The organism is Neobacillus sp. NRS-1170, assembly GCF_050468025.1.
Map to the genome: position 1 here is coordinate 1 of NZ_JBITPF010000063.1, position 13,070 is coordinate 13,070.

The 13,070-nt window shown below is 41.2% G+C and carries 13 protein-coding genes and 1 rRNA gene; 2 read left to right on the forward strand and 12 right to left on the reverse strand.

Annotation, left to right across the window (positions count from 1 at the left end):
• Positions 1-105 precede the first annotated feature (105 nt).
• From ACIFOT_RS23765 to ACIFOT_RS23815, 11 genes are all read right to left on the reverse strand, one after another.
• Positions 106-1,560, reverse strand: a complete 1,455-nt coding sequence (locus ACIFOT_RS23765) for an FAD-linked oxidase C-terminal domain-containing protein (protein WP_430068709.1) — start codon at positions 1,558-1,560, stop codon at positions 106-108.
• Positions 1,560-2,912, reverse strand: coding sequence for a (Fe-S)-binding protein (locus ACIFOT_RS23770; protein WP_430068735.1), 1,353 nt, complete (start codon positions 2,910-2,912; stop codon positions 1,560-1,562). Before ACIFOT_RS23770 ends, ACIFOT_RS23765 begins: the two co-directional genes overlap by 1 nt.
• Before the next feature lie 2 nt (positions 2,913-2,914).
• On the reverse strand, positions 2,915-4,234 hold the full coding sequence (locus ACIFOT_RS23775) for an FAD-binding oxidoreductase (RefSeq protein ID WP_430068712.1): 1,320 nt from the start codon (positions 4,232-4,234) through the stop codon (positions 2,915-2,917).
• Between the two features lie 58 nt (positions 4,235-4,292).
• Positions 4,293-4,997, reverse strand: coding sequence for a FadR/GntR family transcriptional regulator (locus ACIFOT_RS23780; protein WP_430068714.1), 705 nt, complete (start codon positions 4,995-4,997; stop codon positions 4,293-4,295).
• A gap of 135 nt (positions 4,998-5,132) precedes the next feature.
• Positions 5,133-6,080, reverse strand: a complete 948-nt coding sequence (locus tag ACIFOT_RS23785) for an NAD(P)-dependent oxidoreductase (protein WP_430068738.1) — start codon at positions 6,078-6,080, stop codon at positions 5,133-5,135.
• Positions 6,034-6,816 (reverse strand): hydroxypyruvate isomerase family protein, encoded by a 783-nt coding sequence (locus ACIFOT_RS23790; RefSeq protein WP_430068717.1) that lies wholly within the window; start codon positions 6,814-6,816, stop codon positions 6,034-6,036. The genes ACIFOT_RS23785 and ACIFOT_RS23790 overlap by 47 nt, the downstream gene beginning before the upstream one ends.
• A 22-nt stretch (positions 6,817-6,838) precedes the next feature.
• Complete coding sequence (locus ACIFOT_RS23795) at positions 6,839-7,618, reverse strand: sulfite exporter TauE/SafE family protein (RefSeq protein WP_430068720.1); 780 nt, start codon at positions 7,616-7,618, stop codon at positions 6,839-6,841.
• 104 nt (positions 7,619-7,722) lie between these two features.
• Positions 7,723-8,124, reverse strand: coding sequence for a hypothetical protein (locus ACIFOT_RS23800; RefSeq protein ID WP_430068723.1), 402 nt, complete (start codon positions 8,122-8,124; stop codon positions 7,723-7,725).
• Positions 8,125-8,296: 172 nt separating this feature from the next.
• Positions 8,297-9,334: a beta-carotene 15,15'-monooxygenase gene (locus ACIFOT_RS23805; RefSeq protein WP_430068726.1), complete on the reverse strand. Its 1,038-nt coding sequence runs from the start codon at positions 9,332-9,334 to the stop codon at positions 8,297-8,299.
• A gap of 151 nt (positions 9,335-9,485) precedes the next feature.
• Positions 9,486-11,039, reverse strand: a complete 1,554-nt coding sequence (locus ACIFOT_RS23810) for a class I adenylate-forming enzyme family protein (RefSeq protein WP_430068729.1) — start codon at positions 11,037-11,039, stop codon at positions 9,486-9,488.
• A 28-nt stretch (positions 11,040-11,067) separates the two neighbouring features.
• On the reverse strand, positions 11,068-11,835 hold the full coding sequence (locus ACIFOT_RS23815) for a crotonase/enoyl-CoA hydratase family protein (protein WP_430068732.1): 768 nt from the start codon (positions 11,833-11,835) through the stop codon (positions 11,068-11,070).
• Between the two features lie 263 nt (positions 11,836-12,098).
• Here ACIFOT_RS23815 and ACIFOT_RS23820 point away from each other — a divergent pair, with 263 nt between their 5' ends.
• The gene (locus ACIFOT_RS23820; RefSeq protein ID WP_223589884.1) at positions 12,099-12,254 is read left to right on the forward strand and encodes a hypothetical protein; all 156 of its coding nucleotides are present in this window, start codon (positions 12,099-12,101) and stop codon (positions 12,252-12,254) included.
• A gap of 106 nt (positions 12,255-12,360) precedes the next feature.
• Positions 12,361-12,717: a hypothetical protein gene (locus ACIFOT_RS23825; RefSeq protein ID WP_430068740.1), complete on the forward strand. Its 357-nt coding sequence runs from the start codon at positions 12,361-12,363 to the stop codon at positions 12,715-12,717.
• A gap of 177 nt (positions 12,718-12,894) precedes the next feature.
• On the opposite strand, the gene rrf is transcribed toward ACIFOT_RS23825, so the two are convergent.
• Positions 12,895-13,011, reverse strand: a 5S ribosomal RNA gene (gene rrf, locus ACIFOT_RS23830).
• Between the last annotated feature and the right edge of the window lie 59 nt (positions 13,012-13,070).

Sequence of the window (13,070 nt, forward strand, 5' to 3'; positions counted from 1 at the left end):
CGACTAAACCATCGTGCTCCAGTTGAATATCGGATCACGATGGCTGCATAGTCTTTTTAGAGCTGTCTACTTGACGGGGTTAAGTCCAGTAATTAGGTCTTATCCTTATGAACTTCTTTCTTTCATTTCCCTCTTGATCTCCACACATCGTCCAGGGCTTGGGAATAGTTTTCCTGCATTTAATAGATTATCAGGATTGAATACCGCGCGAATATCGGTTTGTGCGATAATTTCCTCATCCGTGAAGACGAAGCGCATTTCCTCTCTTTTCTCAATACCGACCCCATGCTCACCAGTGATGGTGCCGCCTACATCCGCACAAACTTGAAGACAGGCACTGCCAGCTTCTAAAGCCCTTTCACTTTGTCCAGGAATCCTGGCATCAAAAAGAACTAATGGGTGAAGGTTCCCGTCTCCCGCATGGAAAATATTCGCAATGCGTAGACCGGATTCTTCGCTAATTTTATTAATGCGGCTCAAAACTTCAGGCAGCCTGCTCCGAGGAATGACCCCGTCCTGTACTAAGTAATCAGGAGAAATCGCACCCATGGCACCGAATCCTGTTTTCCGGTTCGCCCACCATCTTCCGCGTTCTGTCTCATCCTTTGCAGCTCTGACCTCACGCACGTTTCTTTTTTTGCAAACGTCTAGAATCTGATTGATTTGCTCATCCAATCCCGCTGCAATCCCATCGACTTCAATTAGGAGCACGGCTTCAATGTCCTTAGGGTGTCCTACTGGGAATGCGGCTGCTTCCACCCCTTCTATCGCTGTTTTGTCCATCATTTCAAGTGCAGCTGGCACAATCCCGGCTGAAATAATATCGGAAACCGCCTGACTGCCGTCTTCCACCTTATCAAAATAGGCCAGCACCGTTTTCTTTGCTTCAGGGTTTTTCAGAATCCTGACTGTTATTTTCGTTACAATACCCAGTGTCCCCTCAGAACCTGTTAACAGACCCAGCAAATCATAGCCCGGCTCATCAGGGATGCCGTTTGCTCCAATTTCAACAATGTCACCGTTTGGTAAAACCACCTCAAGCCCAAGGATATGATTGGTGGTCACTCCGTACTTAAGACAGTGAGCACCTCCAGCATTTTCCGCGACATTTCCACCAATTGTACAGCAATACTGACTCGAAGGATCGGGAGCATAATAATAGCCTTTATCAGAAATGGAATTCGTTAGTTTCAAGTTGACGAAGCCTGGCTGTACCACCGCACGTCGATTTTCAAAGTCCACACTAAGAAGCTTTTTCATGCGCACCAGACTAATAATCACTTCACCATTTAAAGGAATGGCCCCGCCGCTTAGACCTGTTCCGGCTCCTCGGGCGAGAAAAGGAAGCTGATTCTCGGCGCAATATTTAACAAGGGCTGCTACTTCCTCGGTGTTATTCGGAAAAACAACGGCTTTGGGCAAATGCTTGTGTAAGGTAAAGCCATCACAGTCGTAGGCGATAAGATCTTCCTTATGGTAAATGATCGATCGGGCATCGCCTACGATGTTTGCAAGATTTAAAATATGCAGATCGTTTGATTTGATTCCCTTGACCGCCATTACTGTTCCCCCTTGCCGTCTTCTTTTTGGTAAGCCCAATCGAGCAGCTGTACGGTGTGCACGATTTTTTGGTTTCTTCCATTCTTTTGTACGCCCATTGCCATCTGAAGCATACATCCAGGGTTGCCCATCGAAATCATTTCGACATCTTCAGGGACATTTTGCATTTTGCTTTCAAGCACAGCAGATGCCATTTCCGGATTCGTAATATTGTAAATCCCTGCACTTCCACAGCAGCGGTCCGAATTTGGCATATGGACCATATCCACTCCAGGAATACTGAGCAATAGATCGCGCGGTTCCTGACGGATTCCCTGTCCATGTGCCAGATGGCAGGCATCATGATACGTAATCCGAGTGTTTAATTCCGCTTTTGGTATGCAATAGCCTGTATCATAAAGATGTTTTGAAATGTCCTCCACCTTGGCGGCGAACTCTTCTGCTTTTTCATGCCACTCAGGGTCTTCGCGGAACAAATCCGGATATTGCTTGAGGGCACAGCCACAGCCGGCAGCGTTGACAATAATCTTATCGGAATCCATAAACGCTTCAATATTTTGTTTGGCCAGCTTTCTTCCTGTTTCACGGTCACCTGCATGGACATGAAGCGCCCCGCAGCAGGTTTGGTTCTTCGGAATCGTTACGTCATTGCCATTTCGGGTTAAGACATTAATCGTTGCTTCATTAATATCACTGAACATGACATCCATTACACAGCCGGTTAAGAAGGATACCTCACGTTTGGTTTCTCCCTTTGCTTTAATGATATTAACATCTTTGTATTTTTTTCGGACCGGCTCCTTCACTTCCGGCATGATCGCTTCCATATCCACAAGATGCTGAGGCATGATATTGATCAGCTTTGTCTTTCGGACTACCTTTTGCATGCCGCTTTTTTGATAAAATTTTAGAAGGCTCCCGAGTCCATTCAACCGGTTATGATGCGGGAACAATCCTTGCAGAACCACCTTGCTTACAGCACCTTTCAGGCCTGTTAACGGCATGGCCTGGCGTATTTGCCCCCGGGCTTCCTCGATCAAGCCGCCGACTTCTACATCCGCCGGACAGGCTGTGGTACAGGCACGGCAATCCAGACAAGCGAATACAGGATCCATGAACTGTTCATTAACAGTGAGTTTTCCTTCGGCCACCGATTTAATCAAATGAACTCGACCGCGGGGGGAATGCTGCTCCATGCCGGTAATCTCATACGTCGGGCACGATTCTAAACACATTCCGCAGTGAACACAGTCCGCCCATTTACTTTCATCTGGATGATCCTTCGAAAAATAATTGCTTAAACCGGTCGAACAAGCCGGATCATTCTTTAAATCGGCTTCTTTGATACTCATCATTAAATCCCTCCCACAAATCGTTTAGGATTAAGAACTCTATTCGGGTCAACCTTGGATTTGATGCCTTCTAATAGGAAGAAATGGGAAGGCTTTTTCCCCCAAGTGTCTATTTCTTGTCTTAATGCAAAAGGGAGATGCTTCACAACGGTGTACCCGCCAAGTTTTGTAACGGACTCCCTTATTTGTTGAATGGCGGATACGATATCTTCCTTTGCGCCTTTCAGGTTTATCTGGCATAAACCGTGGCCTAATCCACCATGGGCTTCGACCTGTATATTGTGTATATCACTCAGGAGATGAGTTTCTTTTATGATGTTGGTTACGTCCATGTTGATGACACCAATTTTCAATGAAGTCTGAGTTGAAGTGCTGCTGTCTGTAGGGGAAATTGGAGTAAGGGAATAAAATTGATTCCAAAAAGTTTGAACATCCTGACCGGCAAGAATTTTCAATTCTGTATGGGCTGGCTGAATGCTTTGGATAAAGTTTTCTTGATACCGAACGGATGTTTCAACATCCTCGAGTCCGATCGCTACTGTATTACAGCTGTGTCCCATCAATTTTTCTGTTAGCGTTGGACTAAACAGTTCCAGCGTTACAGGCTCCATCGTCGAATCAAGGATCTTTGTGGCAAACGCCCGGATTTCGTCCATCTTTCCTTGTGGGAATGATAGTAAAATAAGACTCTCATATTTAGGCAGCGGACGCAGTTTCACTGTTACCTCAGATATGACGCCTAACGTCCCCATCGAGCCGATGAATAATTTGTTCATATCATAACCGGCTACGTTTTTTACGACTCTTCCGCCGGACCGAATCACTTTACCATCAGGGTATATGATTCTTAACCCGATGACAACGTCTCTTGAAGATCCATACCCTAGCCGTTTGGGACCGCTGTCATTCGATGCGACAATTCCTCCCATGGTTGCTGATGTCGGGCAGTGTGGGTCGAGTGAAATTTTTTGATTATACTGAGCCAAATACTCCTGTAATTCCATAAATTTGGTTCCAGCCTTAACGGTTAACGTCATATCGCCTACTACATGCTCCACAATGCCTGTATAATTCGTTAGCGAAAGTAAAATATCGGCTGATTCGGTCAAACCGCCGAACCCTCTTTTGGTTCCGCCCCCTTCAACACACACCTTTTTACCATGTTCATTCGCGTATTGAAGAATGGCAGCGATCTCTTCTTCTGTTTGAGGAAAAACCTTTACCTGACCGCTATTTCCAAGTGGATGATTTATCTCCCCTTCGATGATTCGCTCTGCTGGTAAAATAGCGTTTAACTCTGCAAAAAGATCTGCGGTAATCAATACCAACACCTCCATTGTTTCGTAATAAGCAACCACGTTTCTGATTTTGCACAAAAAATTATCGGCCAGCTGTTTGCTGGATGACATGACTGTTCAATAGCTCTTTCTCGACAAAATCCAAGTGCACCATCATCTTTTGTTTCGACTGCTGAGGTTTCCCTAACTTAATGGATTCATAGATTTCTAAATGTTGTTTTTCAATCATCTTGGCAGTAGCTGGATTTTTCTCAATATAGTGGTGAAAATCGATCATGGCATTTTTCATCGTTGCAGAGATAAATTGCAGGAACTGTTTGATAATTTCATTGCCTGCCGCTTCAGCAATTGTCTTATGTAATAGATAATCCGATTCCCACCCTTCAATAGTTTGATTGGAAAAAATCTCTTCTATTAAATTTAGATTTGCTTCAGAACGATGAACGGCTGCCATTTCCGCAATTCCAGGCTCCAGGATTTTTCGAACCTGAAAAAGCTCACTGATATCTTTAGGACTGGTCAGCAGCAGATGACTGTTAAAGAGTCTGGTTGAATCAAATTCGAGAATAAAGGTTCCCTCTCCCCGCTTTACATCTACCATCCCTTTGCCTTTTAATGTCGTAATGGCATCGCGGACAGCGGAGCGGCCAACACCAAATAACTCGCATAATTCCCTGACAGAAGGAAGCTTTTCACCGGCTTGAAACGTTCCAGATTGGATCATTTCCTCGATTTGTTCTGCAACGGAATCAGACACCTTCAGGACCGGGATTTTTTTTACCTGCACGAATCTCCCCCCTTTCTTTCAGATATCACATATCTGATAAGTAAAACCACTTACCTATATTAAAGCACTAGAAAAATTAAAATTCAATCAATTTTCAGAATTTATTATTTGTTTTTAAAATTCTATCATCTCTAACTAAAGTAAACGTGTTTTCTTTACGATTACCCCGCATTTCTCTTCTAACGGCTGGATCACAGCCGACATATCTAATTCCTGAAGCCCCTCCTCAATCGCATGGCCAAATGCCTGCTCTGCCAGTTGTCCTGTAAATTGGTTCATTCCTGCCTCTTGTATTAGCTTGTTTGCCAAACGGACATCTTTATGGACATATTTTACGGCCCCGCCAGGTTGAAAATGACGATCGAACACATATTGCTCCATATGCCTCCTTAAAATCCGGCTGTCTCCATAGCTAACCTTCAAAATTTTATACAGCTGTTCCGAATCGAGGCCAAATGCTGCTCCCGTTACCATTGCTTCCGAGGCCGCGAGCGAATGGACAGCAACAAGATATTGATTGAGGAGCTTTGCAATGCTTCCAGACCCGGACGGACCAAGATACTCTATCGTCTCTCCCAAAACGTTCAGGATAGGTTGGATTTTTTCAAATGCCTGCATTTCGCCTCCGACCATAATGGTTAAAGTTCCATTTTCCACTCCTTCAGGTCCGCCGCTTACCGGAGAATCCAGATAAGCGATACCTTTTTCAATTGCCTGATCAAAAATTGCTTTGCTGGTCTCTGACCCAACCGTAGTAAAATCGATAAAAATTGCACCAGATCTTGCATTTTCTATGAGACCGGAAGTTCCTAGATAAACTTCTACTACATCCTCGGGCATCGATAAACAAGTACAAATGATATCACTAGAATACGCAAGCGAGGAAATGGATTCTGCAATGAATGCACCATATTCCACCAGCGCCTTTACCTTCTCCTTGGTTCGGTTATATACAGTTACTTGGTATCCATGGTCAAGCAGTTTTTTCACCATCCGCGAACCCATTACGCCAGTTCCAACAAATCCAATCATCATTCTATTTTCCTCCCATTCCAATCCATGATTGCCATTCGAAGCTTTCATCGCTTTTTCGACTTGGGTTATATTCAAGACCGATGTAACCATCATATGAATTATCTAAAAATTGAAAAATCTCTCGATAATCCATATCTCCTGTGCCCGGCTGATGCCGACCCGGAACGTCAGCTATTTGAACATGGCCAATCAAATCAGCAAATTGTTTATAGATTGATAGTGCGTTGCCATGAATTCTTTGTATATGGTAAAAATCAAATTGAAGCTTTACATTTGGCAAAGCCACTTCCTCAAGAATTTCTTTTGCCTGATAAATATCTTTTAAAAAATAGCCGGGCATATCAAATGGGTTAATTGGTTCGATCAAGACGGTCAAACCATGCTTGGCCATTTCCTTTCCAGCATATCGAAGGTTATGGATATACACGTCCCTTACTGTTTCTTTATCACTTTCAGAAACGATGCCAGCCATGCAGTGGATCCTAGAAACATTTAATGCGGCTGCATACTTTATTCCCTCATTTACTGACGTCCTAAATTCTTTGACCCTGCTAGCATCCGTTGCTAAACCCCGGTCTCCCTTTTCCCAATTCCCAGGCGGCAAATTCAATAACACCATCGATAATTGATGTTGGTTAAGCTCATTCTGAATTTCCTCAATTGAATGGTCATACGGAAATTGGCATTCAACATAAGAAAATCCATGATTTCGGGCTTTTTTAAACCGATCCAAAAAAGGAACCTCTGTAAAAATGGTTGAAATATTAACAGAATATTTACTCATTTAAACCTCCATAACCCTAGGGCTAAGCCCTAATATTTAGCATTACGAGCATATAGAACGAAGAAAGGATCGTAATAATGGCGATCATCATCTTCAATTGAGGTATAGGCACCTTATTGGCAAGCCGGACACCCATTACAATCCCAGCAATCGTCCCTAGTAAACTACCAATAATTAACATAGGGCTATATCCCATACTTGCATGGGAAAAATAGCCTAATATAGAAGGGATTGCGATCACAATGGAGTTCAAGAGGCTGACACCCACTGCTGTTCTAATATTAATCCCAAGACCAGCCAAAACCGGTACTAGTAAGATAGGGCCTCCTGCTCCTGTTAAGGCACAAATGGCTGCTGTAATAAAACCTAGTAGAATGACTAGTAAAGAATGAGTTAACATTTTTGATTGTTTTTTTTCAATTACTGGATCTTTATTTCTCTTAAGTAAGATGGATAATCCGGCTAATAGTACGAATATATAGAGAAGGAGTTTTGACAAGTAGTCGGAAATTAACACATTTATTTGGACTCCTAAAAATGCCCCTGGCAGACTTCCGATGCTCAAATATAGTGCCAGTTTAAAATTCATATTTTTAGATTTCCAATAGGAAATAGTACCGATGATGCCGGAGACGGCAAAGGATAAGAAGCTTAGTGCAAGGGAATCGTGAACAGGCATTTTTAAAAATCCTACATAAATTAATGGAAGGAGAAAACCGGATATTCCAGACATGCCCAATAAAACACCGACAATCATGTTCAAACCTATAACAAAACTAATAAGAAATAAATAATCGGACATTTATCAGACCCTCAATTATATAAATAATTCTTCACCCCGCATACATCATCACAATACCTTTTGAATGTTTATTTCAACACCAACAGCTCGAAATCCTTTAATTGTCAAGGAATCTCCTTGTGTTTACCTCTTCCAGTCCTTCCTTGATGATAGCCTGCCACATAGAAAATTAGTCCAAAGATACCAGAAACAACATCCTCAGAAACACCTATCTTCCCAAGCAACAAACAAATACAAATAATAATTACAACCACAACTATCGATATAATAGTAATTTTATTCTTTTCTCTATTGGACTCCTTGTGTTTATCTCTTCCTGTCCTTCCGTGTTGGTAGCCTATTACGGAGAGAACCAGTCCTATGATACCAAAAACAACATCCTTAGAATCACCTGTATCTCTAAGCAGCCAATCAATACTAATAATGATTAAAACAACAATTATTGAAATAATAGTATTTTTATTCTTTTTTCTATTGGAATATTGTTTCTTTTTTCGTTTCGCCATACCCCTTCACCTCTCTCTTTGAGTATACGAGTGATTAGAATTAATATCCCCTTTTATATTAAGGAAAGGTTTTGTTTTAGATACAACTAAGTACAAAATGAAAAAGCAGCCACCAATATAGCAGCTGCTGGATCTTAGAAAAAATATTAATTAAGACCCCCCTTGAATTATGTTAGTATTTTTTCTTTAGACCCTCTTTAAATTGATTCGGATCATCTACTTTTATCGCAACTTGTGAATATTCTTTTTTTATCCCCATGATGAAAGTAGCTTCAACAGGCTGCTTTAATTTTAATATGAAATTGGGATGGGCCTCTTCAAAATCACGGGCAATGAATTCGATTGTATCCTTTGACCGTTTTTGTTTTAAATGTTGTGGATCAGCGATGATTTCATCAATATCGGACCACTTTATTTCTATTCGCTTTAACAGGCCTAATGAAATGTACATCTTCTCCTCGGTAATAACCAAAGGATTAAAGCGTACGGCTTGAATATCACCTACAAAGAAAATAACGGTATAAATGTTGATTACGAGTAAAACAATCGACAAAATCACAGACTTTTCATGTATTAACCAATGAAGCCCAGCCATTTCAAGGATTGTGGCATGAATCAACATAATTTGAAAGGCAATTAAGCTTGAATTTTGATGCAACGTAAACATGTTATTGTCTTGTTGTGGTTTTTTTCTCCAGGCGGCAAATGCATAGTAAAACATGAGTATTTCTGAACAAATGATTCGAATAATAGGATAGGATTTGACTTGGTTTTCGACTGCGTTCGAAAAAGAATAGAGAACTGGCAGTGGACTTTTCTTAACAGAACGAACAATGGAGGGCAAAAATTTAAACAACGAAACGAGCACCAATATTTCTAGTAAGAGCAGTCCGCCTTCAACTGCGAAACCAATCCAGGTTACAGCTTTAAATGGTGCTAAATACTCCTTTGGAATAAAGAAACTCACAAATATTAGGCCGCCGGCAATCCCAAAAATCAGGTTTGTCCAGGTTAATTTTCGTTTCCAGGCCAAAAATAAAATCGGAGAAACCAAGGCTAAATCCAACATGGATGCCACAACGACTAAATTAGGTTGATTTGGAAGCAGTTGTATTCCCAATGTTGTATGGTACAAAGTATAATTTGCAGTCAACACTAACAATAGCAAGATCGGAAAAACATTTCGGCTGAAAGTCCTTTTGAAAACCATATTCCCCCGCCTTTCTATTTTTCTTTAATTATACCATAAATTACCTATATGGATGTTTTTTCTGACTATATAGAGGTTGGTAAAAAGAAAGAAAAAAGCTATGACAAACTAAAGGCAGGTTTTACCCTGCCTTTTTTTGACCCCTTTGATTTTAAATTTTCCGGCCATTCCCTACCCAATGCGGTTCTCTTAACATACGACGTACGACTTTTCCAACTGGGCTTTTAGGCAATGCTTCAATAAACTCCACTGAAGAAGGCTTTTTATACGAAGCCAGCTTTTCTTTGCAAAATTGAATCAATTCCTCTTCAGCGGCCGATTGTTCAGGTTTTAGAACAACGTAGGCTTTTATGGCTTCTCCCCATTTTTCATCCGGGACACCAACCACAGCTGCTTCCATTACAGCCGGGTGTTGATAGAGCACTTCTTCCACTTCACGCGGATAAATGTTAAATCCACCGGAAATAATCATATCGGATTTGCGGTCTACAAGGAACAGGTATCCTTTTTCATCGAAATATCCCATGTCCCGTGTGTAAATCCACCTGTCTTTAATTGTTTCTTGTGTTAATTCAGTAGATTTCCAGTAACCAGCCATCCCTTGACTCGATTTCACTAGGATTTCACCTATTTCTCCTACTGGTACATCTTCACCCGTTTGATCAACAATTTTGATAGAAGCTGTTGATACGGGACGTCCGCATGATAACAATCGATTTTCAGCTTCTTCTCCCTCACCTGTATGATCCTTCTTATTTAAAATCGAAAGAAATAGCGGTGCTTCTGTTTGACCAAAGTATTGAAGGAATTTCGGACCCCATAAGGCAAGTCCTCGTTTCAAAGCCTCAAGTGGCATTGGTGAAGCTCCGTAAATAATATTCCTGATAGATTCAAAGGAATACTGTTCTACATTTGGTTTATGTAAAAGCATTACAATCATGGTTGGGACTAGATTTAAGGTTGTTGGTTTTTCATCGTGAATGGTTTGGAGGTATTGTTCGGGATTAAAGCTTGGCAGGATGAAATTGGCTGCTCCGGAAATCCAATGTGGAAGCACTAAGGCTCCTGAAGCATGAGTTAAAGGAGCTGCGTGAAGCATTGTATCCCCTTCTTGAATTTCTATTGAAGTCAAAATGTTATTGCAAATGGCGGCCCAGATTTCCTGAGTATGGACGGCAGCTTTGAGTATTCCCGTCGTTCCGGAAGTATATTGAATGTTTGCCAGATCCGACTCAAAAACTTTTACGGCAGGTTCATCATCAGAAACCCCTTGAATAAATTCATGCATATTAAGCATCCATGGTTCCTTTGGCGTTCCATTCATTTGGCAAAAAAAGTGGAGATTATCACAATGTAGTTTGATTTGCTCTGCCCGTTCGCTGAATTCTTCTGTATATAATAGCGCCTTTGCTTCAGTTTCCTTAATCATATGAATATGTTCTTTCTCTGAAAGCCTTGTATTTAACGGAACCTTAATAATCCCGGTTAGCAAGAGAGCAAAATCAATTTCAACGCTTTGCAAGGAGTTTGCCAATAAAAAAGCCACTCGATCACCCTTTTTAAGTCCAAGGCTTAACAAGGAATTGGCCAAACGATTACTATTTCTAAATACCTGGTCGAAGGTTAATTTTTCCCCTTGAAAAATAACGCTTGTATGATTTGGATAAAATCTGGCGCCTCTTTTTATTAATTCCGCAGCATTCATTTTTCATTTCCCCCCTAAGTGTTCATAATTAAAATCGCCCATGCTTTCCTTGTCCGTTAGAAAAAATTGTCGCTCCTTCACGGGTTTCTCCGCTGTTTACGACATTCAATCCTAATAGAAACTCCATCTGCATCGCTTTATCAAAGTCCTGATCAAATCCACGATAAACGGCTTCTCGGTCACTTAGCATGCAAAGCTGAGGAAACTCGGAGATTTCTGCAGCTAGTTTTTCTGCTTCTTCTTTGGCTGTACCTGGTTCAACGATTCGGTTTGCCAAACCGATCATCAATGCCTCTTCCGCTTTTACGGGCCGGCCAGTTAAAATCAGATCCAATGCTCGACTCATTCCAATCAGCCGGGGCAGCCTTTGAGTCCCACCGTCCACAAGCGGAACACCAAAGCGACGGCAAAAAACACCAAATACCGCGTCCCGTTCCATCACGCGCAGGTCGCACCAGATTGCAAGTTCTATTCCCCCGGCAACTGCGTATCCTGAAACTGCCGCAATCACAGGTTTTGATAAATGCATTCGACTGGGACCCATCGGACCATCCTTTGACATGTTCATATTCATTTCATTTCCTTCATTTATAGAAAGGGCTTTCAAATCAGCTCCAGCACAAAAGGTCCCGCCAGCTCCATGTAAGACGGCAACTCGTAACGTTTCATCCTTTTCGAACTCTCGAAATGCATCCGCAAGCTCTTTTGCTGTCTTTCGGTCAACTGCGTTTTTAACCCCCGGCCGATTTATGGTAATTGTACCAACCTTCCCATTCTTCTCAAACAGAACAGTCATTTTCAAAACCTCCCTATATGCCTTTTTTGCTTTTCCCATTTTCCTTCCTGCCATCAATAACCATTATAAAACACCGTCTAAGTCGAAACCTGTCCGTTTCTACTGTCATTAAAATAAAAAAAGCTATCAATAAGACAGCTGGTGTATAAAACTCCAAATCCTTTTATGAAGTTAGTCAATTTTTCAAACTTGTTACATTTTTAGCTGCAAAAAAGGGAAAATTAAAAGGTGCAAAAATTATAAGATAGGAAGGATGAAGACAGATGGCGAAAACAACAAATACTCAGCCAGCTAACAAAGATACTAATTTAGATCAAGCAAGTATAACCAATAGCTTAGATAACGACAACGCTTTTAGCGAAAATGGATTAGAAAATAACCGATTACTAAACAAGGCGGTAAATGAAAAAAAGCAATAAATCTAGTCAGTACGTAGAATATCTGGAAGGATAGACATGATAAAGGTTAACGCGAATATTAGGGGCTAAGGAAGAAGGATTTTTCGTGGAAGATAATATTATTGATATGTTAAACGAAGATATTAAAGGGAAAGTTGAAGAAGAAATAAAAGGCATGACCTTTACAAAAAACTTCCGCTCACCAACTGCAGAAGAATGGTATATTTTTTTGCCAAGTTTTAAGGATCCTGTTACTGGAGGAGCAGCCGGAAAAACCATTATTCACTATAACCTTTATGATACAAAACATATCTTTATTAACACCACTATCATTTTTGATGATCCCAATTTACACAAAAGGGAATTACACCAACTTGTATATGCGATTTCAGACGAGATTGTGAACCGTCTTGTCGGATATGCAGATACCCTTTTATCTGTTCATTCTGGCGAAAATTCTTTTAATGCAGAGTTTAAACAATGACCATAAAAAGAGACCTATCATTTAGCGGGTCTTTTTGGTGTCTGCTAGTTTCCTCAAATAAAATCCAGAACCATTGTTTTATGTTTTGACGTTTTTCTTTCCACTTTTGACGCTTTACAGTCCACTCCATTAAAGCGGAAAAAAAGGACAATCCTTTTGGATTGTCCTTTTTCATGTACCTGGCAACGTCCTACTCTCACAGGGGCGCGTGCCCCAACTACCATCGGCGCTGAGAAGCTTAACTTCCGTGTTCGGTATGGGAACGGGTGTGACCTTCTCGCCATAATTACCAGACTATTGATTAAGGGTTCATTCCCTCAAAACTAGATAATGCAGAAGAAGTTTGTAAAAAC